Origin of the sequence: Sedimenticola hydrogenitrophicus (assembly GCF_029017505.1) — a bacterium.
Taxonomy (GTDB): domain Bacteria; phylum Pseudomonadota; class Gammaproteobacteria; order Chromatiales; family Chromatiaceae; genus Sedimenticola; species Sedimenticola hydrogenitrophicus_A.
In genome coordinates, this window is the sequence record NZ_JAQGEI010000005.1 from 39,761 (window position 1) to 64,123 (window position 24,363).

Annotated in this window: 20 protein-coding genes; 14 read left to right on the forward strand and 6 right to left on the reverse strand. The window is 61.5% G+C overall.

All coding sequences use genetic code 11. The features are described from left to right. Nucleotides 1–4 precede the first annotated feature (4 nt). The 5 genes from O9K64_RS04300 to O9K64_RS04320 are packed head-to-tail and all read left to right on the forward strand — an operon-like array spanning nt 5 to nt 6,692. Nucleotides 5–1,387 (forward strand): L-serine ammonia-lyase, encoded by a 1,383-nt coding sequence (locus tag O9K64_RS04300; RefSeq protein WP_275096853.1) that lies wholly within the window; start codon nt 5–7, stop codon nt 1,385–1,387. 43 nt (nt 1,388–1,430) lie between these two features. Then, a complete protein-coding gene (locus O9K64_RS04305) occupies nt 1,431–2,684 on the forward strand; it encodes a sarcosine oxidase subunit beta family protein (protein ID WP_275096854.1) in 1,254 nt (417 codons plus the stop codon). 16 nt (nt 2,685–2,700) lie between these two features. Continuing rightward, on the forward strand, nt 2,701–2,994 hold the full coding sequence (locus O9K64_RS04310; RefSeq protein ID WP_275096855.1) for a sarcosine oxidase subunit delta: 294 nt from the start codon (nt 2,701–2,703) through the stop codon (nt 2,992–2,994). 10 nt (nt 2,995–3,004) lie between these two features. Further along, nucleotides 3,005–6,031, forward strand: coding sequence for a sarcosine oxidase subunit alpha (locus tag O9K64_RS04315; protein WP_275096856.1), 3,027 nt, complete (start codon nt 3,005–3,007; stop codon nt 6,029–6,031). Beyond that, nucleotides 6,024–6,692 (forward strand): sarcosine oxidase subunit gamma, encoded by a 669-nt coding sequence (locus O9K64_RS04320; protein WP_335342230.1) that lies wholly within the window; start codon nt 6,024–6,026, stop codon nt 6,690–6,692. Before O9K64_RS04315 ends, O9K64_RS04320 begins: the two co-directional genes overlap by 8 nt. Before the next feature lie 49 nt (nt 6,693–6,741). Here O9K64_RS04320 and folD read toward each other — a convergent pair whose 3' ends face one another. Further along, on the reverse strand, nt 6,742–7,635 hold the full coding sequence (folD, locus tag O9K64_RS04325; RefSeq protein WP_275096857.1) for a bifunctional methylenetetrahydrofolate dehydrogenase/methenyltetrahydrofolate cyclohydrolase FolD: 894 nt from the start codon (nt 7,633–7,635) through the stop codon (nt 6,742–6,744). A gap of 279 nt (nt 7,636–7,914) precedes the next feature. Here folD and O9K64_RS04330 point away from each other — a divergent pair, with 279 nt between their 5' ends. From O9K64_RS04330 to O9K64_RS04355, 6 genes are read left to right on the forward strand one after another with little or no spacing between them, the layout of a single operon-like run. Beyond that, a complete protein-coding gene (locus O9K64_RS04330; RefSeq protein WP_275096858.1) occupies nt 7,915–8,646 on the forward strand; it encodes a corrinoid protein in 732 nt (243 codons plus the stop codon). Between the two features lie 19 nt (nt 8,647–8,665). Continuing rightward, entirely contained in the window at nt 8,666–9,343 is a 678-nt protein-coding gene (locus tag O9K64_RS04335; protein ID WP_275096859.1) for a DUF1638 domain-containing protein, read from the forward strand. A 58-nt stretch (nt 9,344–9,401) separates the two neighbouring features. Beyond that, nucleotides 9,402–9,914 (forward strand): methylenetetrahydrofolate reductase C-terminal domain-containing protein, encoded by a 513-nt coding sequence (locus O9K64_RS04340; RefSeq protein WP_275096860.1) that lies wholly within the window; start codon nt 9,402–9,404, stop codon nt 9,912–9,914. After that, nucleotides 9,911–10,927 (forward strand): methylenetetrahydrofolate reductase, encoded by a 1,017-nt coding sequence (locus O9K64_RS04345; protein WP_275096861.1) that lies wholly within the window; start codon nt 9,911–9,913, stop codon nt 10,925–10,927. Before O9K64_RS04340 ends, O9K64_RS04345 begins: the two co-directional genes overlap by 4 nt. 2 nt (nt 10,928–10,929) lie before the next feature. Continuing rightward, the gene (locus O9K64_RS04350) at nt 10,930–11,832 is read left to right on the forward strand and encodes a dihydropteroate synthase (RefSeq protein ID WP_275096862.1); all 903 of its coding nucleotides are present in this window, start codon (nt 10,930–10,932) and stop codon (nt 11,830–11,832) included. After that, nucleotides 11,825–13,900, forward strand: coding sequence for an ASKHA domain-containing protein (locus O9K64_RS04355; RefSeq protein WP_275096863.1), 2,076 nt, complete (start codon nt 11,825–11,827; stop codon nt 13,898–13,900). The genes O9K64_RS04350 and O9K64_RS04355 overlap by 8 nt, the downstream gene beginning before the upstream one ends. Before the next feature lie 41 nt (nt 13,901–13,941). Here O9K64_RS04355 and O9K64_RS04360 read toward each other — a convergent pair whose 3' ends face one another. From O9K64_RS04360 to O9K64_RS04375, 4 genes are all read right to left on the reverse strand, one after another. Continuing rightward, complete coding sequence (locus tag O9K64_RS04360; RefSeq protein WP_275096864.1) at nt 13,942–14,928, reverse strand: GlxA family transcriptional regulator; 987 nt, start codon at nt 14,926–14,928, stop codon at nt 13,942–13,944. A 428-nt stretch (nt 14,929–15,356) separates the two neighbouring features. Then, a complete protein-coding gene (locus O9K64_RS04365) occupies nt 15,357–16,925 on the reverse strand; it encodes a trimethylamine methyltransferase family protein (RefSeq protein WP_275096865.1) in 1,569 nt (522 codons plus the stop codon). Nucleotides 16,926–17,111: 186 nt separating this feature from the next. After that, nucleotides 17,112–18,029, reverse strand: coding sequence for a bifunctional 5,10-methylenetetrahydrofolate dehydrogenase/5,10-methenyltetrahydrofolate cyclohydrolase (locus O9K64_RS04370; RefSeq protein ID WP_275096866.1), 918 nt, complete (start codon nt 18,027–18,029; stop codon nt 17,112–17,114). Nucleotides 18,030–18,483: 454 nt separating this feature from the next. Further along, nucleotides 18,484–19,035, reverse strand: coding sequence for a 5-formyltetrahydrofolate cyclo-ligase (locus tag O9K64_RS04375; protein ID WP_275096867.1), 552 nt, complete (start codon nt 19,033–19,035; stop codon nt 18,484–18,486). A gap of 307 nt (nt 19,036–19,342) precedes the next feature. On the opposite strand from O9K64_RS04375, the gene O9K64_RS04380 reads away from it, so the two are divergent. The 3 genes from O9K64_RS04380 (at nt 19,343) to O9K64_RS04390 (ending at nt 23,676) form a co-directional block, all read left to right on the forward strand. Next, nucleotides 19,343–21,856, forward strand: a complete 2,514-nt coding sequence (locus O9K64_RS04380) for a GcvT family protein (RefSeq protein WP_275096868.1) — start codon at nt 19,343–19,345, stop codon at nt 21,854–21,856. 102 nt (nt 21,857–21,958) lie between these two features. Beyond that, nucleotides 21,959–22,708: an electron transfer flavoprotein subunit beta/FixA family protein gene (locus O9K64_RS04385; RefSeq protein ID WP_275096869.1), complete on the forward strand. Its 750-nt coding sequence runs from the start codon at nt 21,959–21,961 to the stop codon at nt 22,706–22,708. 23 nt (nt 22,709–22,731) lie between these two features. Next, nucleotides 22,732–23,676 (forward strand): electron transfer flavoprotein subunit alpha/FixB family protein, encoded by a 945-nt coding sequence (locus tag O9K64_RS04390; RefSeq protein WP_275096870.1) that lies wholly within the window; start codon nt 22,732–22,734, stop codon nt 23,674–23,676. A gap of 370 nt (nt 23,677–24,046) precedes the next feature. Here O9K64_RS04390 and O9K64_RS04395 read toward each other — a convergent pair whose 3' ends face one another. Then, entirely contained in the window at nt 24,047–24,355 is a 309-nt protein-coding gene (locus tag O9K64_RS04395) for a hypothetical protein (protein WP_275096871.1), read from the reverse strand. Between the last annotated feature and the right edge of the window lie 8 nt (nt 24,356–24,363).

The window sequence follows — 24,363 nt, forward strand, 5'->3', positions numbered from 1 at the left end:
GCTGATGGCGATCAGTCTGTTCGATATGTTGAAGGTCGGAATCGGTCCTTCCAGTTCCCATACCGTGGGGCCGATGAAAGCGGCGCAGCGCTTTGCCGCTTCCCTGCAAAGTGACGGTCTGTTGCCGCAGGTGGCACGGGTGCAGTGCCAGCTTTACGGCTCCCTGGGTGCCACCGGCCGCGGTCACGGTTCCGGGCCGGCGGTGTTGCTCGGCCTGGAGGGGTATCAGCCCGAAGTGGTGGATCCGGCAAGGGTGCCGCTGAGGGCGCAGGCGATCTGTGAGCAGTCCAGGCTGTGGTTACTGGAGCGCCAGGAGATCGAGTTCGACGAGTCGCGGGATATCTGTTTTCTGGGGCACGAGCTTTTGCCTTACCACGCCAACGGGCTGTGTTTCAGCGCCTGGGACCCGAGCGGCGAGTTGGTGAGTCAGCGAACCTACTATTCGGTGGGAGGTGGCTTTGTGGTGGATGAGGCGGCCGCCGGGGCCGATCGGATCGTTGAGGACGACACCCCGTTGCCGTACCCCTTCCACACCGCGCGTGAGCTGTTGAATATTTGTGAAGAGAGGGACCTCTCCATCGCCCAGGTGATGATGGCCAACGAGCAGGTCTGGCGCAGTGAGGCGGAGGTGCGTGCCGGCATTCTGGATATCTGGCAGGTAATGCAGGAGTGCGTCCAGAACGGCATCCGCAACGAAGGCATACTGCCGGGTGGCCTGAACGTAAAGCGGCGTGCCCCGACCCTGTACCATGATCTGAAAAACCGCAATCGCATGGACATGATCACGCCGTCGATGGGGGCCCTGGACTGGGTCAATCTGTACGCCCTGGCGGTGAATGAGGAGAATGCGGCCGGCGGGCGCATGGTGACCGCACCCACCAACGGTGCCGCCGGCATCATACCCGCGGTGTTGCATTACTATGTCAACTTTTGCCCCAATTCCGATCAGGAGGGGGTGATCAACTTCCTGCTTACCGCCTCGGCGATAGGCATCCTGTTCAAGGAGAATGCCTCCATCTCCGGTGCCGAGGTCGGCTGCCAGGGCGAGGTGGGCTCGGCTTGCGCCATGGCGGCGGCGGGATTGGCGGAGGCCGCCGGCGGCACGCCGCGGCAGGTGGAGAATGCGGCCGAGATCGGCATGGAGCATAACCTGGGGCTGACCTGTGATCCGGTGGGCGGACTGGTGCAGGTGCCCTGCATCGAACGCAACGCCATGGCGTCGCTGAAGGCAATCAATGCTGCTACCCTGGCGGTGCGCGGAAATGGAGAGCACTTCGTGTCGCTGGATCGGGTGATCGCCACCATGAATGTGACCGGCAGGGACATGCTGGACAAATATAAAGAGACCTCCCGGGGCGGACTGGCTGTCAATGTCATCGAGTGTTGATGACTGCGGCGGTCACTGACCGGGTGAGACTGAGGACGAGACTATGCAGAAATATTCCGGTTTCGGGCTGCTGAAACATGCGCTCAGCCATCACGAAAACTGGCAGCGGGTGTGGCGCAACCCCACGCCCAGGACCCATTACGACGTGATTATCATCGGTGGTGGCGGGCATGGCCTGGCCACCGCCTACTACCTGGCCAAGGAGCACGGCATCACCAATGTGGCGGTGATCGAGAAGGGCTACCTGGGCGGCGGAAACACGGCACGCAACACCACTATCGTGCGCTCCAACTACCTGTGGGACGAGGCGGCCCATCTGTATGAGCATGCGCTGAAGTTGTGGGAGGGGTTGTCACAGGACCTGAACTACAACGTCATGTTCTCCCAGCGCGGGGTGCTCAACCTGGGCCACACGCTACAAGACATGCGAGATATCCAGCGGCGGGTCAATGCCAACCGGCTGAACGGTATCGACGGCGAGGTGCTGGATGCCAAACAGGTGCAGGAGATCGTGCCGATCATGGACTGCTCGGCCAATCGACGCTACCCGGTGATGGGCGCCTCCTGGCAGCCGCGCGGCGGTGTGGCGCGCCACGATGCGGTGGCCTGGGGCTTTGCCCGGGCCGCCGACCGGCTCGGTGTGGATCTGATTCAACAGTGTGAAGTGGTGGATATCCAGGTCGAGGACGGGGCCGCCACGGCGGTGGTCACCAAACAGCACGGCACCATCAAGGCGGGCCGAATCGGTTGTGTGGTCGCCGGCAACTCCAGTGTGCTGGCGCAGATGGCCGGCTTTCGGTTGCCGCTGGAGTCCCATCCGCTGCAGGCCCTGGTCTCGGAGCCGATCAAGCCGGTGCTGGATACGGTGGTGATGTCCAATCATGTTCACGGCTACATCTCCCAGGCCGACAAGGGCGATCTGGTGATCGGTGCCGGTATCGACGGTTATAACGGCTACGGCCAGCGCGGCTCCTACCCGACCATCGAGCACACCGTGCAGGCGATCGTGGAGCTGTTCCCGATCTTCAGCCGGGTGCGTATGAATCGCCAGTGGGGCGGCATTGTGGATACCTGTCCGGATGCCTGTCCCATTATCTCCGATACGCCGGTAGAGAACCTGTTCTTCAACTGCGGTTGGGGTACCGGTGGCTTCAAGGCGACACCGGGCTCGGGGCATGTGTTTGCGGCCACCCTGGCCAAGGGTGAGGCCCATGAACTGGCCAAACCCTTCTCCATGTACCGCTTCTACGACGGTGCGTTGATTGACGAGCACGGCGCCGCCGGCGTGGCCCACTGAGCGAAGGAGTACCGACATGTTCCATATCTACTGCCCCTATTGCGAAGAGCATCGCGAGGAGGAGGAGTTCCACGCCAAGGGCCAGGCGCACATCGCCCGCCCGCCGGCCCCGGACGACTGCAGCGACCGGGAGTGGGGTGAGTTCCTCTACTTCCGTGACAACCCGCGTGGTCTTCACCATGAGCTGTGGGTACACGCCGCCGGCTGTCGCAAGTTTTTCAACATCACCCGCGACACCCAGACCTACGAAATCAGGGAGACCTACAAGATCGGGGATCAGCCCGCAGTCTCCACCAACCCGGATCAGTGAGGCGCTGACTATGACACAAAAGAACCGTCTCCAGTCTGGCGGCCGCATCGATCGCACCCGCCCCCTGCCGTTTGAGTACAACGGCAAACGTTACACCGGGTTTGCCGGGGACACCCTGGCCTCGGCCCTGCTTGCCAATGGCGTCGACCTGGTGGGGCGCAGTTTCAAGTACAGTCGTCCGCGTGGCATCGTAGCCGCCGGTGCCGATGAGCCGAACGCCATCATGCAGCTGGGTGCCAGTGAGGCGACCCAGGTACCCAACGTACGGGCCACCCAGCAAGAGCTGTACGAGGGGCTGGTGGCCCACTCCACCAATGGCTGGCCGAGCACCGAATTCGACCTGATGGGCTACCTCGGCAAGGTCGGTGGGCGCATGATGCCGCCCGGGTTTTACTACAAGACCTTTATGTACCCGCAAGCGATGTGGGATACCTACGAGAAGTACATCCGCAAGGCGGCCGGGCTTGGACGTTCACCCCTGGAGAATGATCCGGACCGTTACGATCACGTCAACCAGCATGCGGATGTGATGGTGGTGGGTGGCGGACCCAGCGGCCTCAGCGCGGCGCTGGTCGCCGCACGCAGTGGGGCACGGGTGATCCTGGCCGATGAACAGGCCGAGTTCGGCGGCATGCTGCTGCACAGCGACGAACAGATCGACGGTGTGGCGGCCGTTGAGTGGGTGGCCGACAGGGTGCGGGCGCTAGGGGAAATGGACAACGTGTTGCTGCTGCCCCGCTCCACGGTCAACGGTTACCATGATCACAACTTCCTTACCATTCACCAACGGCTCAGCGATCATCTGTCGGACCGCGCCCCCCAGGGGCAGGTTCGTCAACGCATACACCGGGTACGCGCCCGCTGGGTGGTACTCGCCAGCGGTGCCATCGAGCGACCGCTGGTGTACGGCAACAATGACCTGCCGGGCTGTATGCTGGCCTCCGCGGTGTCCACCTATATCAAGCGCTATGCCGTGGTGCCGGGTCAGCGATTGGTGCTGATGACCACCAATGACTACGGCTACCGTGCGGCGTTTGATTGGCAGGATGCGGGACACGCGATTGCGGCGATTGTGGACACCCGCACCAATCCGGACGGCGAGGCCGTGAGCATGGTCCGGGATCGGGGCTTGAACCTGATCACCGGTGCCGCGGTGATCGAGGTGACGGGCGGTAACCGGGTATCGGGCGTGGTGATCGCGGATATTGATGAGGGCGGTGGGCGGGTGACCGGCAAACCGTACAGCCTGGCGTGCGACACCGTGGCCAGCGCGGGCGGCTGGAGCCCGACGGTGCACCTCTCCTGCCATACCGGCAGCCGTCCCGAGTGGCGCGACGATATTGCCGCCTTTGTCCCGGGAAAGGGTGTTCAGCAACAGCTGGTGGCCGGTGCGGTAAACGGCAGCTATGCGCTGGCGGCCTGTCTTGAAGAGGGCGCGCGCCAGGGGGCGCAGGCGGCGATCAATGCGGGCTTCGAGGTGGACCTGGAACAACTGCCCATACCCTCGGCGAGGAACGTGGAGGAGTGGCCGGCGATGCCCCTGTTTCATGTGCCGCACACCAAACCGACCAGTCGCGCCCCGAAGCAGTTCGTCGACTATCAGACCGATGTCACCGCGGCGGCGGTGGAACTGGCGACGCGGGAGGGCTTCGAGTCGATTGAGCACGTGAAGCGCTACACCGCGATGGGGTTTGGCACCGATCAGGGCAAACTGGGCAATATCAACGGCATGGCGATCGCCGCCAAGTCGATGAACAAGAGCATCCCGGAGACCGGTACCACCATCTTTCGGCCCAACTACACCCCGGTCACGTTCGGCGCCATCGCCGGACGCCACTGTAATGAGCTGTTTGATCCAAAACGCTTGACCGCCATGCACGGCTGGCACCAACAGCACGGCGCCAAATTCGAGGATGTGGGGCAGTGGAAGCGCGCCTGGTATTTCCCCCAACCCGGCGAGAGCATGCGCCAGGCGTTGGATCGGGAGTGCCGGGCCACCCGTGAGAGTGTGGGCATCATGGATGCCTCAACCCTGGGCAAGATCGATATCCAGGGCAGGGATGCGCGCGAGTTCCTGGGCCGGGTATACAGCAACGCCTGGGCCAAGTTGGGGGTCGGCAAGTGTCGCTACGGCCTGATGTGCGGTGAAGACGGCATGGTGTTTGATGACGGCGTCACCTCCTGCCTGGCGGAGGATCACTTCCTGATGACCACCACCACCGGCGGTGCCGCCCATGTGCTGGAGTGGCTGGAGCTGTATCACCAGACCGAGTGGCCGGAGCTGGAGGTCTATTTCAACACCGTGACCGACCACTGGGCCACCATGTCGATTGCCGGCCCGCGCAGTCGCGAACTGCTGGCCGAGCTGACCGACGATATCGATCTGGGGCGCGACGCGTTTAATTTCATGGAGTGGCGTAGCGGTACAGTGGCCGGGGTTCCGGCACGGATATTCCGTATCTCCTTCACCGGTGAACTCTCCTTCGAGATCAATGTGCAGGCGAACTACGGCTTGTATGTGTGGGAGAAGCTGTTTGAGCATGGAAAAAAATACAACCTGACACCTTATGGCACGGAGACGATGCATATCCTGCGTGCAGAGAAGGGGTTCATCATCGCCGGTCAGGACACAGACGGCTCGGTAACTCCACTCGATCTCGGGATGGGCTGGTGTGTGGCCAATCAGAAACCGTTCAGTTATATCGGCAAGCGCGGCATGGCGCGCGAAGATTGTGTGAAACCGCAGCGCAAGCAGCTGGTCGGTCTGAAGAGTCGGGATCCCCAGGTGGTGATACCCGAGGGTTCGCAGGCGGTGGACGATCCCAATCAGCCGTTGCCCATGCGCATGCTGGGGCACGTCACCTCCAGCTACTACAGCGCCAACCTGGAGCGCAGTATCGCGATGGGTTTTGTCCGTGGGGGGCATGATCGGATGGGCGATACGGTCTACTATCCACAGGCCGACGGTACGGTTATCGAAGCCGAGATCTGCAGCCCGATCTTCCTGGATCCGAAAGGGGAGCGCCAGAATGTCTGATGTAAAAACACCGCAAGCGGAAGTCAAGAAAAAACTGGACGTGGTCATGATGGACCAGCTGCCCGGGGCGGGCCCGCGGGCGGAGAGCCCACTGCACCATGTCGGTCTGGACAGCCTGACAGATTCCGAAGCGCAGTCCGCTGGGGTGCAATTGAGGGAGCACAAACTGCTGGGGCACCTGGTGCTGCGCGGCTCCAGGGAGAATGCCTCATTTCTGAATGGCGTCGAACGGGTGGTGGGCATGGCGCTGCCGGAGACGCTGCAGAGTGTGGCCTCGGAGAACCGGTCGCTGCGTTGGATCTCGCCCGATGAGTGGCTGTTGATCCTGCCGGGGAACGAGGCGTTCGAGATGGAACAACAGTTGCGCGAGGCGATCGAGGGGCACTATGCGGTGGTCAATGTCTCCGGCGGTCAGACCCTGATCGAACTGTCCGGCGAACAGGCCGTGAATGTGCTGAAAAAGAGCACCGGTTACGACCTGCATGCGGGCACCTTCCCACCGGGCAAGGTGGTCACCACCACCTTTGCCAAGACCCAGGCGGTCATCCGGCGCATCGATGACACCCGCTGGGAATTGATCGTGCGGCGCAGTTTTGCCGACTACGTCTGGCTATGGCTACAGGATGCCGCTGCGGAGTACGGGCTGAGCGTACAGCGCTGAGTTTGACTCGGAATCGGCCGCGCCTGCCCCGGCAGGCGCGGGTTGGTGATTAGCTCTGTTGAGGTGCCCATTCGGGGATCGGTAGCTGGTGCTGCCGCAGCGCGGCGAGCAGGGTATTGAGCAGCAGGCAGGCGATCGTCATCGGTCCCACACCACCGGGCACCGGGGTGATGGCGCCCGCTACTTCCTGCGCCTCGCGAAAGGCCACATCTCCCACCAGTCGCGGTTTGCCATTTTCTCCGGGCAGCCGGTTGATACCCACGTCGATCACCGTCGCGCCGGGTTTGATCCAGCTACCCCGAACCAGCTCCGGCTGTCCGGCGGCCACTACCAGGATATCGGCCTGTCGGCACAAGCCGGCCAGATCCCGGCTGCGGGAGTGAGCGGTGGTGACGGTGCAGTTTTCGCTCAATAACAGATGACTCATGGGGCGACCGACCAGTTGTGAGCGCCCGATCACCAGGGCCTGCTTGCCGGTCAGGTCGCCAAGTACGCCTCGCAGTAACATCAGACAGCCGAGGGGCGTGCAGGGGACGATGCCGGGGGTGCCGCCGGCCAGTCGCGCTACGTTGACCGGGTGGAAGCCATCCACGTCCTTGTCCGGGTGGATACTGTCGAGTATTGCATCCGCGTCTATGTGGGAGGGCAGCGGCAGCTGGACCAGGATGCCGTGCACCCGCGCATCGTCGTTCAATCGTTCGATCAGCTGTAGCAATTGCTGCTGGGTGGTCGACTGCGGCAGCCCGTGCTCGAACGCCCGCATGCCGCACTCTCCGGTCTGTCGCGTCTTGCTGCGCACGTAGCTCGCGCTGGCCGGGTCCTCTCCCACCAGCACCATCGCAAGCCCCGGGGTGATGCCCTGCGAGTGCAGTGCGGCGACCTGTTGGGTGATCTGCGTTCGTAGTGTCCGAGCCGCTGTTTTTCCGTCAATGATATGTGCCATCTGTTGCCTCATTTGGGTATGCTGCCGCCGGTTTGGGATGCCTGTCCTAAGTGCCGGCGAAGTGCCGTTCTGAGGCCCTAGATTAGGGCTACCGGGCGCCCCTTTTTGTCCCCCCGGCGACGGACTTTTTACCCATCGCGACGGCGGCTTTTTTTTGTGTCGCTTTTCGGTAATCACGTGTCGCAACCGGTGGCTGCAGGGGGGGCGGCCTGCCAATAATCTTGGACCCGTAAGCCGTGGCAGTTTGCGGCGGGTTCTATTAATGACGGAGATCTGCACATGTCCAATAACGAAGAGCTGTACGACGAGGAAGAACTGGACCTCTCAACGCTGCCCGACGATGAACTTGTGGAGCAGATGTATGACGATCTGTACAACGGTATGCACGCGGAGATCGGCGAAGGGACCCAGATCCTTCTGGATCGCGGCTGGTCCGCGGAGAAGGTGCTGTCTGATGCACTGGTGGCCGGGATGGGCATCGTGGGCGTAGATTTCCGTGACGGTATCCTGTTTGTTCCCGAGGTACTCTCCGCCGCCAATGCGATGAAGAGCGGTATGGAGATCCTGCGTCCGATCCTGGCAGACACCGGCGCTGAGTCGGTAGGCAAGATGGTGATCGGCACCGTAAAGGGCGACATCCACGATATCGGCAAGAACCTGGTGGCGATGATGATGGAAGGCGCCGGATTCGAGGTGATCGATCTCGGTATCAATATCCCGGTTGAGACGTACCTGGAGGCCCTGGAGACCCACAAGCCGGACATCCTCGGCATGTCGGCGCTGCTCACCACCACCATGCCCTACATGAAGGTGGTGATCGATACCATGAAGGAGAAGGGTATCCGCGACGACTACATCGTGCTGGTCGGTGGCGCGCCCCTGAACGAGGAGTTTGGCGAGGCGGTCGGTGCCGACGGTTACTGTCGCGACGCGGCGGTTGCCGTGGATATGGCCAAGGAGTTGGTGGCCCAGCGTCGGGGTGGGGCCATCGCCCAAGTGGCGGTTGCCTGACTGCGCCGGGTCAGATGCCATGCCGCCAAGCGTCCTATCATCCAGGCATAGCGTTACCGATCACCTGGAGCGGCAGGCGACGGATGCTGCCCCGGGTGCGGTGATCATCACCTGCTCGGCGCTGCTGCGGGAGATCCAGGCCCTGATCAAGGCCAACGGCTGGACCCATCTGGAGGTGGTCACGATCAGTGCCGAACTGCACAATCGCCCGGAACGGATCCCGGATGCGGTGCAGGTGTTGATAACTGCCGCCAGGCGCAAGGGACAGCTGGTGTTTGTGGCCTACGGTGATTGCGGTACCGGCGGCAGACTGGACGCCCTGCTCGAGCGGGAGGGCGTGGAGCGTATCCCCGGTGCCCACTGCTACCAGTTCTATAGCGGCAGTGAGCAGTTCAAGCAGTTTGAAGAGGCGGAACTCGGCACCTTCTACCTGACCGATTTCCTGGTGCGGCACTTCGATCGGCTGGTGATACGCGGTCTGGGGCTGGATCGGAAACCGGAATTAGAGCCGTTGGTGTTCGGGCACTACCGGAAGTTGCTGTATCTGGCACAGAGTGAGGATCAGGAGCTGCAACAGCGGGCACAGGCTGCCGCACAACGACTCGGATTGAGCTATGCGTATCACTATACGGGCAGCGGTGAACTGGGTCGTTCGTTACAACGATTTAACCGGCAGCTGAGAGTCGGGTCGAGCTGATCACCCCGCCTCGGCACGAATATCCACTGGGCATACCCAACACAGGCTGGAGGTATCCGTGTATTCCGTTCGACTCTGGACCACGCGCCACGCGCGACTGTTCGAGATTATCTACAACGTCTTTGAGCCGATCATCACCCGGCTGCATCCGTTGTGGAAGAACCTGGGTTACGAGCGCGTGGAGAAACCGGTCGCCAGGCTTGAGGCGCTGTGCAAGGGAGTGCTGTTCGACTGCCAGATGTGCGGTCAGTGCAAGCTCAGCACCACCGGCATGTCCTGCACCATGAACTGCCCCAAGAACCTGCGTAACGGCCCCTGCGGCGGAGTACGCGGCGACGGCAACTGCGAGATCTATCCGCAGCGCCGTTGCGTGTGGGTGGAGGCCTGGAACGGCAGTCGCCAGATGCGCAATGGGGACGCCATCCTCACTGTGCAGAAGCCGGTCAATTTCAGCTATCAGGGAAGTTCATCCTGGCTGCGCGTAGTGCGCGGTGTCGTGAAAAGTCGTGAAGCCGCGAAACTCAATCCACAACCGGTCCAGGCGAAACAGGCCGCGGAGAATACGCAGTGATATTTGAAGATGAACCACTTGATCCGTGGCACCCGCTACCGATCCTGCCGGGCCACTCGTCGCCGGGGCGTCTGGAGCGGGTACTGCGGGCCGGGCGCTTTACCGTAACCGCCGAGCTGGCGCCGCCGGATTCGGCCGATCCGGAAGAGGTGTACGCTCGGGCACGGGTGTTTGACGGTTACGTGGATGGCATGAACGCCACCGATGGATCCGGCGCCAACTGTCACATGTCCAGTGTCGGCATGTGCGCCCTGCTTACCCGAGTCGGATACTCGCCGGTGATGCAGATCTCCTGTCGCGATAAAAACCGTATCGCGATCCAGGGTGACGTACTCGGTGCCGCCGCGATGGGGGTTTCCAATGTCCTGTGCCTGAGTGGTGACGGGGTGCAGTCGGGCGACCATCCGGATGCCAAGCCGGTGTTCGATCTGGACAGCATGTCGCTGTTGGAGACCGTGCGTGGGATGCGCGACGAGTGCCAATTCCTCAGCGGGCGCACGATCACCGCGCCACCGCGGGTATTACTCGGCGCGGCGGAGAATCCGTTTGCCCCGCCATACGATTTTCGCGCCCTGCGGGTGGCCAAAAAGGTAGCCGCGGGGGCGCAGTTTATCCAGACCCAGTACTGCTACGACATCCCGCGTTTCAAGACCTTTATGGCGCAACTGCGTGACCTGGGGGTACTGGAGCACTGCTACATCCTGGCGGGTGTGGGGCCGCTGGCTTCGGCCAGGGCGGCGGAGTGGATTCGCACTCACGTGCCGGGCATTGATATCCCGGATGCGGTGATCAAACGGCTGGCCGGTGCCGCGAAGCAGAAACAGGAAGGCAAGCAACTGTGCATCGAACTGATTCAGGAGCTGCGGGAGATCGAAGGGGTCAGCGGCGTCCATGTAATGGCCTACCGTCAAGAGGAGACGGTGGCCGAGATAATTGATCGTTCCGGGGTGCTGCAGGGACGTGAGCCCTGGTTCCCGGGGCGTGGCCATGAATTACAGAAGGAGAGTGCATAACAATGACCGATACCATCGTCAGCTCGGCCACCAAAGAGGTGGTGCTGGGGTTCGAGCGCCCATTTGTCATCATCGGAGAGCGTATCAATCCGACCGGGCGCAAGATCCTGGCGGCGGAGATGCGGGAGGGGGACTACAGCCGGGTGGAAGCCGATGCGCGTGCGCAGATCGAGGCCGGTGCCCATATGCTGGATGTGAATGCCGGCATCCCGCTGGCCGATGAGCCAAGGATTCTGGCTGAGGTGATTCAGCTGGTGCAGTCGATCACCGATACCCCGCTGTGCATCGATTCATCCATCATCGCTGCGCTGCAGGCCGGGCTGGAGGTGTACCGGGGTAAGGCGCTGGTCAACTCGGTGACCGGTGAAGATGAGCAGATGGAGCAGGTGCTGCCGCTGGTCAAGAAGTACGGTGCCGCCGTGGTGGCGATCTCCAATGACGAGACGGGTATCTCCCAGGACCCGAATGTGCGTTTCGAGGTGGCGAAGAAGATCGTACAACGGGCCGCCGATTACGGCATCCCCGCCTGTGACGTGGTGGTGGACCCGCTGGTGATGCCGGTGGGCGCGGTGAACACCGCCGGTAAGCAGGTGCTGCAACTGATTCATCGCCTGCGTACCGAACTGAAGGTGAACACCACCTGCGGTGCCTCCAATATCAGCTTTGGTCTGCCCAATCGAGACGGTATCAACGGCGCCTTTCTCAGTATGGCGATCCATGCCGGCATGACCTCGGCGATCACCAACCCGATGCATATGGAGGTGATCAACGCCACCTTGGGTGCGGATGTGATGATGGGACGTGATCCGGACTGCATGAACTGGATCAAGCGTTTTCGTGAACCGCCCGCGGAAGGTGAAGCCACCGGTCGTGGGCGCCGGCCGAGTCGCCGCCGTCGTGCCTGATAAAGCGATTGTAGTCTTTACCCCTTCCGGCCTGCGGGGTGAATTCCCCGTAGGCACCACGGTGCTGCAGGCGGCGCAGCAACTGGGGGTGGATCTGGAGACGATCTGCGGCGGTCATGGGGTGTGCGGAACCTGTCAGGTGCTGCATATTGTCGGCGCCTTTTCCAAACACGGCATCGAGTCCCGCGAAGAGCATCTCTCGCCGCCCTCGGAGACGGAGATCTTCGATTATGCGGAGACCCTGGAAGCGGGCCTGAGGCTGGGCTGTTGCGCGCAGATTCGCGGTGATTTGGTGATCGATATACCCTCCGGGAGCCAGACCCACCAGCAACACGTAGTCAAGCAGGCGACCAATTGCCATATCGATCACGACCCGGCGGTAAAGCTTTATACCACCTGGGTGGCTCTGCCGGACCTCCGGGAGCCGGCGTCCGATATCACCCGCCTGCAGCAGGCACTGGCGGTGGATTACCATTTTACCGATCTGACATTTGACTTCGGCCTGCTGGGGGCGCTGCAGTCGGTGTTGAACGTGGTCCATGACAAGGGGGCCGGTGGTGCATCGGCGATGGTCCAGGTGACGGTGGCCATCCACTACCCCATGCAGGGGCAGCCGCGAATGATCGCCGTCTGGCCGGGCCAGAAGAGCGACGCCTACGGCTTGGCCGTGGATCTGGGCTCGACCACCATTGCCGCCCACCTGTGTGATCTAAACAACGGTCAGGTGGTGGCTACCGCTTCGATGATGAATCCCCAGATTCGATTCGGTGAAGACCTGATGAGCCGGGTCTCCTACGTGATGATGAATGAGGGCGGCGCGCGGGAGATGACCCGGCAGGTGCGTCAGGCGTTCAATGAGTTGGCGCGGGAGGCGGCATCGCAGGTCGGCATCCAGGTGGTGGATATCCTGGAGCTGAGCGTGGTGTGCAATCCCATCATGCACCATCTGTTACTGGGCATCGACCCTACTCCGCTGGGCTCCGCGCCGTTTAATCTTGCGGTGGATAAGGCGCTGGAGTTGCGCGCGGATCAGTTGGAGCTGAATCTGCACCCCGAGGCGCGCCTGTTTGTATTGCCCTGTCTTGCCGGACACATCGGTGCGGACACCGCCGGGGTGATCCTGGCCGAGCGCCCGGACCTGGCGGAGGAGATGACCCTGCTGGTGGATGTGGGTACCAACGCGGAGATCGTCCTGGGAAATCGCCACCGCCTGCTGGCGGCCTCCAGCCCCACCGGACCGGCGTTTGAGGGGGCACAGATCAGTTGTGGACAACGTGCGGCCGCCGGCGCAGTGGAGCGGGTACGCATCGACCGGGAAACACTGGAGCCCCGTTTCAAGATTATCGGCTGTGAGCTGTGGTCGGATGAGCCCGGATTTGAGGCGGCGACGGCCAATATCGGTATTAGCGGTATCTGTGGCTCGGGGATTATTGAACTGATCGCGGAGCTGTTCCTGGCCGGGGTGATCGACGCCGACGGGGTGATTGACCCGGCGATGGCGCAGAAGAGTGAACGGGTCGTGCAGGACGGTCGTACCTTTGCCTATGACCTGCACCGCGGCAGCAAGCGTCTGCGCCTGACTCAGAATGACGTTCGTGCCATCCAGCTGGCGAAAGCGGCGTTGTACGCCGGGATCAGGCTGCTGATGGACCGCATGGGGATCGATCGGGTGGAACGCATCGCCCTGGCCGGGGCTTTCGGCTCACATATCGATGTGAAGTACGCCATGACCCTGGGCCTGATCCCGGATTGCGAGTTGACCCAGGTGGGTTCGGTGGGCAATGCCGCCGGCACCGGTGCGCGTATCGCCCTGCTCACCCGGGATTCACGTACCCGCATTGAACAGGTGCTGCGCGCGGTGGAGAAGGTGGAGACCGCGCTGGAGGCGCGTTTCCAGGAGCATTTTGTTGCGGCCATGGGGCTGCCCCACAGCCGGGATGAGTTTGCCCAGCTAAGACAGGTGGTGACGCTGCCCGAGAAGAAGGTCCAAACCAGCGGTCGCAGCGAACGGCGTGAACAGCGCGGGCGGGAGCGTCGGCGGCGGCAAGGGATGATCAATTACCACTGAGCGATGGGCGCACACCCGTCGGCGAGAAAACCCCCGCTGCCTTATGGGAGCGGGTTTTTTACTTTGCGCCGGCGGCGCTCTTCGCGCGGCGGTATGCCGAAGTAATCCCGATAGCACTTGCTGAAGTGGGGGGCGGAGACGAAGCCGCAGGCCATCGCCACATCCACGATCGGCTTGTTGGTCTGCAGCAACATCAGGCGGGCCTGGCTCAGTCGCAGATCCATGTAGTAACGGGTGGGAACGCAATTGAGATACTTCTGGAACAGTCGTTCCAGTTGACGGCGCGAAACGCCGACCAGCATGGAGAGTTCGTCCAGGGTGATCGGCTCTTCGATATTCGCCTCCATCAGCGAGACCGCCTCGGTCAGTTTGGGTTGGCTGGTACCCAGCTTCAGATGCAGTGGTGTGCGCTGCCGGTCGTGTTTGTCACGTACCCGGCTGAGCATGAACTGCTCCGAGATATTCGAGGAGAGGGTGCTGCCGCAGGTCTCATTGATCAGTTGCAGCATCATGTCCATCGGTGCGGTACCGCCGGCGCAGGTGTAGCGATTCCGGTCGATCTCATAGAGTTCGTCGGTCAGGTGCAAACGGGGAAACTCGTCGCGCGTACTGGCCAGATTCTCCCAGTGAATGGTGGCGCGGTAGTTCTCCATCAGGCCTGACTTGGCCAGCAGATAGGTGCCGGTGCAAAGCGCCCCCAGCGCCACATGTTGCCGCGACAGCTTGTTCAGCAGGCTGGCCAGGGGTTTGGAGTAGTTGTCCGCCACATCAATGCCGGCGCACACAAACAGCATATCCAGTTTCGGCAGATCAGCCGCGGCGTAGTCGGGCTGAATTATTATCCCGTTACTGGCCTGGACCGGTGCGCCATCCAAGGTGACCGTGAGCCACTCGTAGAGTTTTTGCTGGGCCAGTTGATTGGCCATGCGCAGGGGTTCAATGGCCGATGTAAACGCGATCATGGAGTAGTTCGGAACGACCAGAAAACCTAAGCGCAGGGGATTGTCTGGTTTGATTGGACCGGTCATTCGGCATCACCCTGTAAACAATATGGTATCGAATTATTACAGGAAATTGACGAAAACGTATACTAAAAAATGCATGGAATTCGCTGTTTTTTATATGTTTTGCGCGGATCGCCTATGCAGCCGAACAGGTGATGCCTGGCAGGCTGCCCGTGAGGAATTTTTTGCGCACAGCTTCAGCACAACCGGTTGTGCCCGACCCGGTTGATTGCCGGTCCGCGGCCTAGGGTGTCGATCAGCAGGCCGTTGAAGTTTGGTGATGGTCAGATGCCCGAGGGAGGTCAGCGGTGCAGTCAGTGCGTAGTGTGTTGAACCGACGATTGGTACCGTTCTCTTTCGACCACAAATGACAACGCCGTGAAGGTGGTGACACCTTCACGGCGTGTGTCGTGGACCCTTGTCGCCCGAGTCGACGAAAGGTGTGGGGGTGGCTATACGTTGGAATCAGGAAACGACGCTTTACGTCGCGCCACGTAGTCACATAGGGCTTCGTCCACCGCCGGGTCGATAGCCGGCGCCTGGTAGTCCGCCAGCATCTGCTTCCAGCGCTGATTGGCGCGTTGTGGCTGGTCCTTGCTGCCCTCGGATTCCCACTGCTCGAAGCTGTTGTTATCGGCCAGCGGTGAGCGGTAGAACGCTGTCTTGAAGTTGGCCTGGGTATGGCTGCAGCCCAGGAAGTGGTTGCCCGGCCCCACCTCCCTGATGGCGTCCAGCGCCTGACCGTTTTCACTCAGATCAACACCCTTCAGTAGCACCTCCATCATACTCGCCTGGTCCGCATCCATGACGAACTTCTCGTAACCCATGACCAGTCCGCCCTCCAGCCAGCCGGCGGTGTGCAGCACAAAGTTGACCCCGGCGAGCGCGGTCGGCAGCAGGGTGTTGACCGACTCGCTGGCCGCCTGGGCATCCGGGACCTTGGAGGCGCTGAGGCTGCCTCCGGAACGGAAGGGTACGCCAAGGCGTCGTGCCAGGGCGGCCATGATATAGAGCACCAGGGCCGGTTCCGGGGTGCCGAAGGTGGGCGCCCCCGACTGCATGGAGATGGAGCTGGCAAAGCTGCCCATCACCACCGGAGCGCCGGGATTGACCAGCTGTACGAAGGCCATGCCCGCCAGTGCTTCAGCGAGTGATTGGGCGGCGGTGCCGGCGACCGTCACCGGCGACATGGCACCGGCGAGGATAAACGGGGTTACGATGCAGGCTTGGTTGTTGCGCGCATAGACCTTGGCCGCACCCAGCATGGTGTCGTCAAAGGTCATTGGCGAGTTGGCGTTGATCAGGCTGGTGGTGACGGTCTTTGGGCGACCGGTCTCGGGGTTGATGTAGTCGTCGCCGAACAGGATCTTCACCATCTCCACGGTATCCTCGGCCCGCTCGGGCGCCGTTACCGAGCCCATGAAGCACTTGTCGGAGTACTTGATATGGCTGTAGATCATGTCGAAGTGGCGTTTGTTCACCGGCAGATCCACCGGCTCACAGATGGTGCCGCCGGAGATATGCAGGCTGGATGACAGATAGGTCAGCTTGATCAGATTTTCGAAGTCCTGCAGCGTGGCGTAGCGGCGACCCTGCTCCAGGTCGTAAACAAAGGGCGAACCGTAGCCGGGGGCGAAGGCGGTGTGCTTGCCGCCGATACGCACACTGCGCTCGGGATTACGCGCATGCTGGGTGTACTCCCGGGGAGCCGAGGCCTGGATAATCTGACGGCAAAACCCGCGCGGGAAGCGCACCCGTTCGCCGCTGACCTCCGCGCCGGCGTCCTTCCAGATCAGCAACGCCTCCGGGTCATCGCGAAACTCGATACCGATCTCCTCGAGCAGGGTGTCGGCATTGGACTCGATCAGGCTCAGCCCCTCTTCATCCAGCACCTCGTAATAGGGGATGTTGCGCGTGATGTAGGGTACGATCGGGACGCTGGCTTCAGCGGCGACGAGGCGCGCGGCTCGGCCTCCACGACGGCTGCGCCGGGTGGGTGCGGATGCATCAGATTGGCTCATGCTGTCGACTCCTTTGTAGTCCGAAAACCGGTACATTTGTGGGTTTATAAACAACGCGTTAGGCGGTACTGATGGTCGTTGATGGGGCTAATGGTGCGCCCGCCGGCGACCCCAGGCTGACCCGTGAGCGACCTGCATCTGTTTGCCTGCGTCAAGCATCGGAGGCAGGCCGCAATCAGGGCCGGATCACACCGCCATCGGCTTGCCGAACTCCGCCTCGTAGTGCTGGCGCTGTCGACGGGCGGCGACCAGGGTATTGCGCATCAGAGTGGCCACCGTTACCGGGCCCACGCCACCCGGAACGGGTGTGATCCAGCCGGCGATTGGGCGGCAGGAGTGGTAATCCACATCACCCACGATGCGGGCTTCGCCACTCTCTGTCTGAATCTGATTGATGCCGATGTCGATCACCGCCGCCCCGGGTTTGATCATGTCGCCGGTGATCAGTCCCGGTTTTCCGACGGCCACAAATACCGCATCCGCCTGTCGGGAGTGCACCGCCAGGTTGCGGGTCATGTGGTGACACACGGTTACCGTGCAGCCCTCCGACATCAGCAGGAAAGCGATCGGTTTACCGACGATCTCGGAATGGCCCACCACCGTCACCTCCAGTCCCTGCAGTCTGAGGCCGGTGCGTTTCAGCAGCTCTACCGAGGCGGCAGCGGTACAGGGTGCCAGGTCGAGCTGGTTGTAGACGATGTTGCCAATGGAGGCCGGGTGCATACCCTCCACGTCCTTCAGCGGGTGAACTGCAGATTGCAGTTTTTTGATTGCCAGGTGGCTGGGCACCGGGCGCTGAATGATGATGCCGGTGACGCTTGGGTCCGCGTTCATGGCCGCCAGTGCGGCGTGCAATTCAGTGTCGGATACGTCGGCGGAAAAGTTGCGCTCTTCGAACGCGATGCCGGCGCGTTCGGCGGTGCGCTTCTGATTGCGCACATAGACCTCTACGGCGCTGGTGTCGCCCACGGTAATCGAGATCAGTTTCGGTTTCCAACCGTGCGATTTAAGCGACTCCATCTGGTCGTGTATGTCGGCCAGGATCTGGTCGGCGACAGCTCTTCCGTTCAGGTCTTTGTGTTCATGCGTGGCCGCTACTTGCACGAAGGTATCCTCACTATTTGGTTATTCCCGGGTAAACATGATGGGATGGTACCCAACCCGCTTTGCCGTCCCTGTGCTCACAACGACCTGTTTCTTCGATAAAGTGACCCTTGTCGCTGCGGGCAGCGGGTTTCGCTTCCGGGGCGGCTTAGGGCGCTCGGCGGCAACTCACCTGGGGATGACGACTCGATATAACTCAAGTTTCGGAGTTCAGTTCCAGACACCGGGTGGGCCACCCCCTTGCCGGGACACGCGGTGAATACGTCCCTGTACGCTCGGCGTCGGCATGGCATCCTCGGCTCCGTAAACGGTACATCCCTGTACCACTCCTCCTGCCTCCGACGGTCCCAGCAAGGGCGTAGCCCGCCCTAAACGACGCCTTTAAAACTCCGAAACTTGAGTATTAACTCGAGGCGGATTCGGAAACGGCCTGTCTGGCGACCGCCACGGCTGATCAGGCGTAGATGCGCGTGTCGGTAACGATCTGGTCCATCCGGATGTCATGCGGTTCGCTGGGAATCGATTCCCTGACTTGAAAGTCATACGCAATGGCCACCTTGCGCCCGTTGCTTCGGGCCAGGAAACGGTCATAAAAACCGCCCCCGTAACCGATACGGTTGAGGTTGTGGTCGAATACCAGACCAGGCACCAGGATGAGATCGCAATCCTCCTCGTGGCGTGGCAGGGACTGTTTCGGTTCCAGCAGGTTGAAGGCGGTCCGCTCCTCGAACTGGTCGAAGCTGGTGACCTGATAGTTGTCCAGCTTGTGGTTTTTCAAATCGGTGCGCGGCATCACCACCTGGATGTCGCGCCGCCAGAGCTCTTCGATCAACTCGAGTGTGTTCACCTCATTATAGATGGCGTAGTAGAGGTGAACGCTTTTGACTTCGTCCAGGAAGCCGTTGTCCAGCAAGCGCTGCATCACCGCCCGGCTATGCTCCTGGTAGGACTGAGCGTCGAGCGCCTTGCGCTGTCTGAAGATCTCCTGTCGCAGGCTTTTTTTCATGGGCCACTCTCTGATTCTGTGTCGGCGGTTTATGGTTGTACGGGATCCTACCCGGGTTGAGGCGGCCGGTATTGTTTGTTTGCGACCTGGCGATACACGATTACGGCATCGCTGCCGCCCCTTTTCCAACGGCTTCCCGAGGCCCTGAGTGGGTGGCGCAAATTGATACCTAACAGTCGCAAACGGGGCAGTCGGGGCGCTGGGGCGCTGGCTAAACTGCTTCGGAAATACCGTCGTTGCGCGGGGCTTGTGGTGGCCCGTGGGCGGGTTGGTTTCGCACAGCAGGACACTGGGAGCAAACAATACAATGAAATCTACCGCGCGTGTTGTAGTGATAGGTGGTGGCGTCGTCGGCGCCGGTACGCTCTACCATCTGGCCAAAAAGGGCTGGTCCGATGTGGTGATGATCGAGCGCAAGGAGCTCACCTCCGGCTCGACATGGCACGCGGCGGGCCTGCTGCCCCTGTTCAATATGAGCTACTCGGTCGGCAAATTGCACCAGTACTCGGTCGACTTTTACCAGGAGCTGGAGCGGGAGACCGGCCAGAGCGTGGGCTTCAGCCAGGTAAGCAATATCCGCCTCGCTAACTGCGACTACCGCATGGACGAGTACAAGTACTACTCAGGAGTAGCCAAGACCGTGGGCGTGGAGGTGAAGTTCCTCACCCCCGACGAGGTCAAGGAAATCTGGCCGCTGTGCAACACCGAGGGACTGTTGGGTGCCATCCAGCATCCGGAGGACGGCTATATCCAGCCGGCGGATCTGACCCAGGCGCTGGCCAAGGGTGCACGTGAGCGAGGGGCCGAGATCTACCGCTATACCACCGTGACCGGTATCGAGCAGCAGGCCGACGGGCGCTGGCTGGTGAAGACCGACAAGGGTGATATCGATTGTGAGCACGTGGTCTCCTGTACCGGCAGTTTTGCGCGCAGGACCGGCGAGATGGTGGGACTGGATATCCCGGTGATCCCGGTGGAGCACCAGTTTATCGTCACCGAGCCCCATCCGGAGATCCAGGCGCGTCATCAGCAGGGTAAGCTTGAGATGGGCGTGTTGCGTGAGTCGGACGCCGGTTACTACCTGCGTGAGGAGGGCGGTGGTCTGCTGCTCGGTCCCTATGAGAAGGGCGCCCCCTGCTGTTACGTGGACGGTCCCGCGGATGACTGCGAGTACGAGCTGTTCAACGAGGAGCTGGACCGGCTGATGCCGCACGTGGAAGCTTGTATGAACCGGGTGCCGGCATTTGGTGAGGTGGGGGTAAAGACCGTCTACAACGGCGCCATCGCCTACACCCCGGACGGCAATCCGATCGTCGGCCCGGCACCGGGTTTGAAGAACTTCTGGCTCAATGAGGGACACAGCTTCGGCATCACCGCCGCTGGTGGCGCAGGCTGGCAGCTCGCGGAGTGGATCGTGGACGGCGAGCCGACCGTGGACATGATGGGCGTGGACCCACGCCGTTTCGGCCCCTATGCTTCGCGGGGTTATCTGCGCAACAAGAACGAGGAGGCCTATTCAAACGTCTTCACCACCCACTATCCGGACGAGGAGCGCCCAGCGGCACGGCCTCTGAAGACCAGCCCCTGCTATGATCGCATGAAGGCGCTCGGCGCGGTGTTCGGCAGCGTCTATGGCTGGGAACGCCCCAACTGGTTTGCGCCCAAGGGTTATCAGCTGAGCGAGGGCGATCTGGCCAAGGCCGATGTGCTGTTGAATGACAACCACTCCCAGCCCCTGGAGGATGGGCGCGTGGTGGAGAAGAACTCCTTCCGTCGCTCCAACTACTTTGAGTTCGTGGGTCGGGAGTGTCGCCACGTGAACAGCAAGGTGGGGGTGCTGGATATGTCCGCCTTCGCCAAGTGCCTGGTCGCCGGCCCCGGTGCCGAAGCGTGGCTGGAGTCTCTGTTTGCGAATCGTATCCCGAAGAGCATTGGGCGTATCGGTCTGTGCCACATGCTGTCCAAGAACGGCGGCGTACGCGCCGAGTTTACGGTCTACAAGACCGGCCCGCAGAACTACTATCTGGTTTCCGCCGGTGCGTTTGAGAACCATGATCATGACTACCTGAAGAAGCTGAAGCCGAACGACGGGAGTGTGAACCTGCAGCCGATCACCACCCAGCAGGGCGTGTTGGTGCTGGCCGGTCCGCGCTCCCGCGAGGTACTGCAGAAGCTGACCGATAGCGACCTCTCGAACAAGGCGTTCCCCTGGTTGACCGGACAGTTCATCAACGTCGGCTATGCACAGGCCCACGCCCTGCGCGTCAACTTCGTTGGCGAGCTGGGCTGGGAGCTGCACCATCCGATAGAGATGCAGAACTACATCTTCGATCAGTTGATGGCGGCGGGCGCAGAGTTTGATATCAAGCCGTTCGGTATTCGCGCCATGGACTCCATGCGAATCGAGAAATCCTATCGCCTGATCCCGCGTGAGATGTCGATTGAATACTCGGCCCTGGAGTCGGGTCTGGACCGCTTCGTGCGCCTGGACAAGAAGTGTGACTTCATCGGTAAACAGGCGCTGACAGATTGGCGGGCGCGCGGTTTCAACAACGCCTTTGTCACCCTCGAGGTGCACGGCGTGACCGATGCGGATGCCCGTGGTTCGGAGGCGATCTACAAGGATGGTGAAGTGGTGGGTCGTGCCACCTCTGGCGGGTACGGTTGGCGCGTTGGTAAGTCACTGGCCCTGGGGCTGGTGCAGCCGGCGCTGGCGGAGATTGGTACGGAGCTGCAGATCGAGATCCTGGGCGAGCTGTACAACGCCACGGTGATCGAGGAGTCGCCGTTCGATCCCGAGAACAAGTGCCTGCGTGCATAAACCCGTTTACGGGACGGCGGCGGTCGTCCTGGGATCAATTGGATTCCGGTAATGATGATCAGTCCCGGTGTCGCATGACACCGGCAAGTGGAGCATAGCGTGATGAAGGTGCTGGTTGGAGTGAAGCGGGTGCTGGACCCGCAGGTGAAGGCGCGGGTCAAGGCGGACGGTTCAGCCGTGGACTTGACCAATGCCAAGATGTCGATGAACCCGTTCGATGAAAACGCCGTGGAAGAGGCGATTCGACTCAAAGAGGCGGGACAGGTGGATGAGATTGTGACCGTCTCCATCGGACCGGAAAAGGCGCAGGAGACGCTGCGTCAGTCGCTGGCCATGGGTGCGGACCGGGCCATCCATGTGGTCACCGAACAGGTCCTCGAACCGCTCGCCGTGGCCAAGGTGTTTCAGCACCTGGTGGCGCAGGAGCAACCCGGCCTGGTGCTGGTAGGCAAGCAGGCGATCGATGATGATTGCAACCAGACCGGACAGATGTTGGCGGCGCTGCTCGGCTGGTCCCAGAGCACCTTTACTTCGGAGCTGAAAGTGGAGGGTGAAACCGCCACCACCCTGCGCGAAATAGACGGTGGACTGGAGCGGATCAGCGTACGTATGCCGGCGGTTGTGACCGTGGACCTGCGTCTCAATGAGCCTCGCTACGCCACGTTACCCAATGTGATGAAGGCGAAGAAGAAGCCGTTGCAGAAACTGGCCCTGGAAGAGCTGGGTCTGGATGTGGCGCCGCGCCTCACCACTCTGGAAGTGATGGAGCCGGAGGCCCGCGCGGCAGGAGTGCTGCTGGAGAGCGTCGAGCAGTTGGTGGAAAAACTGAGAAATGAGGCGCGGGTCATCTGATCCTGTGTGATGAGGAGCAAGCGATGAGTGTGTTAATTATTGCCGAGCATGATAATCAGGCTCTGGCACCGGCCACCCTGAACGTCGTCACCGCGGCGCAACAGATCGCCGGTCATGCTGACACTACCGTGGATATTCTGGTCGCCGGCCAGACCTGTGATGCAGTGGCACAGGCGGCGGCCCGAATCCCGGGTATTGCCCGGGTGCGGCTCGTGGATGACGCATCACAAGCCCAACAGTTGGCGGAAAATCTGGCCGCCCAAGTGGTGGCGCTGGCCGCGGAGTACAGCCACATATTGGCCCCGGCCACCACCTTCGGCAAGAACTTCCTGCCGCGGGCGGCGGCCCTGTTGGACGTTTCCCAGATCTCCGATATCAGCGCAGTGGTGGATGGGGAAACCTTTATCCGTCCCATCTTCGCTGGTAATGCGCTGGCCAAAGTGCGTTCATCCGACTCCTGCAAGCTGATCACGGTGCGCACCACCAAATTTGAAGCGAGTGCGGAAGAGGGCGGGAACGCCGCTGTGGAGCCGGTGACCGCCAGTGAAGAGAGTGGTCTATCCAGTTTTGTGGGTCGCCAGTTGTCACAATCCGAACGACCCGAACTGACCTCGGCGCGGATCGTGATTTCCGGTGGCCGCGGGATGCAGGACGGCGCCAACTTCCAACTGCTGGATGCGGTAGCTGACAAGCTCGATGCCGCAGTGGGCGCGTCACGCGCGGCGGTTGACGCGGGCTATGTGCCGAACGACTTCCAGGTGGGGCAGACCGGCAAGGTGGTGGCGCCGGACTTGTACATCGCGGTGGGTATCTCAGGGGCGATCCAGCATCTGGCCGGGATGAAGGACAGCAAGGTGATCGTGGCGATCAACAAGGACAGCGAAGCGCCGATCTTCCAGGTGGCGGACTACGGACTGGTGGAAGACCTGTTTGAGGCGCTGCCGGCGATGAGGGAGGCGCTGGGGTAAGCCCCGTTCCTGAAGTGCGCATAAAAATCCGGCCTTGTGCCGGATTTTTATGGTTGACTGATTGTGAAATTTTGAAACTTGTAGTGCTTGACACTTTAGTTTTGAGGCGGCGCGACCCGCCACAGGTCAGCGTGTTCGATTAGGAAAAACTCAAGATGAATAACAGGGACGTTGCCGGCGATACAGGGCAAGGGTCGCGCTCGGCGGCCGGTTTAGATGCGGTGGATCACAGGGCCGAAATCCGGCCGATTTCGCCGGTTGGGCTACAGCGCCGGGTGTGATTGGCGAAGCCTGGCCGTGACATGGCCGGGTGGATTCGGGGTAGTCAGGGTGGTTTTTTAGTGAAAATGGGGTTTATACTTCCTATACTTCACTCGGGAACGCTACCTGAGATCCAGATATCCAGCGGACCGCCACGGGCCTTGTCCAGCATCTCCAGATCCAGTCCCTTGCCCCGGGACTCGGCCTGTTTGGAATGGAACCAGAGGCTGGCAAACCCCAACTCGCTGGCGCGGGTAATCGCCTCGGCCAGTGAACAATCCGCATCGGTCACCCGCCAGCCCTGGATAGCCACCGTGTCCGGCATGTAGGAGGAGAACCCCTCGCCAATCGCCGGGCCTGCAAAGCGGTAGCTGGCAGCCGCCTTGAACACCGTCAGTTGTGGCTCCCAGTGCAGCATACTTCAGA

Coding starts and splice junctions, on each gene's coding strand:
- O9K64_RS04300 (WP_275096853.1), top strand. CDS start 5: ATGGCGATCAGTCTGTTCGATATGTTGAAGGTCGGAATCGGTCCTTCC.
- O9K64_RS04305 (WP_275096854.1), top strand. CDS start 1,431: ATGCAGAAATATTCCGGTTTCGGGCTGCTGAAACATGCGCTCAGCCAT.
- O9K64_RS04310 (WP_275096855.1), top strand. CDS start 2,701: ATGTTCCATATCTACTGCCCCTATTGCGAAGAGCATCGCGAGGAGGAG.
- O9K64_RS04315 (WP_275096856.1), top strand. CDS start 3,005: ATGACACAAAAGAACCGTCTCCAGTCTGGCGGCCGCATCGATCGCACC.
- O9K64_RS04320 (WP_335342230.1), top strand. CDS start 6,024: ATGTCTGATGTAAAAACACCGCAAGCGGAAGTCAAGAAAAAACTGGAC.
- folD (WP_275096857.1), bottom strand. CDS start 7,635: ATGGCACATATCATTGACGGAAAAACAGCGGCTCGGACACTACGAACG.
- O9K64_RS04330 (WP_275096858.1), top strand. CDS start 7,915: ATGTCCAATAACGAAGAGCTGTACGACGAGGAAGAACTGGACCTCTCA.
- O9K64_RS04335 (WP_275096859.1), top strand. CDS start 8,666: ATGCCGCCAAGCGTCCTATCATCCAGGCATAGCGTTACCGATCACCTG.
- O9K64_RS04350 (WP_275096862.1), top strand. CDS start 10,930: ATGACCGATACCATCGTCAGCTCGGCCACCAAAGAGGTGGTGCTGGGG.
- O9K64_RS04360 (WP_275096864.1), bottom strand. CDS start 14,928: ATGACCGGTCCAATCAAACCAGACAATCCCCTGCGCTTAGGTTTTCTG.
- O9K64_RS04365 (WP_275096865.1), bottom strand. CDS start 16,925: ATGAGCCAATCTGATGCATCCGCACCCACCCGGCGCAGCCGTCGTGGA.
- O9K64_RS04375 (WP_275096867.1), bottom strand. CDS start 19,035: ATGAAAAAAAGCCTGCGACAGGAGATCTTCAGACAGCGCAAGGCGCTC.
- O9K64_RS04380 (WP_275096868.1), top strand. CDS start 19,343: ATGAAATCTACCGCGCGTGTTGTAGTGATAGGTGGTGGCGTCGTCGGC.
- O9K64_RS04385 (WP_275096869.1), top strand. CDS start 21,959: ATGAAGGTGCTGGTTGGAGTGAAGCGGGTGCTGGACCCGCAGGTGAAG.
- O9K64_RS04390 (WP_275096870.1), top strand. CDS start 22,732: ATGAGTGTGTTAATTATTGCCGAGCATGATAATCAGGCTCTGGCACCG.
- O9K64_RS04395 (WP_275096871.1), bottom strand. CDS start 24,355: ATGCTGCACTGGGAGCCACAACTGACGGTGTTCAAGGCGGCTGCCAGC.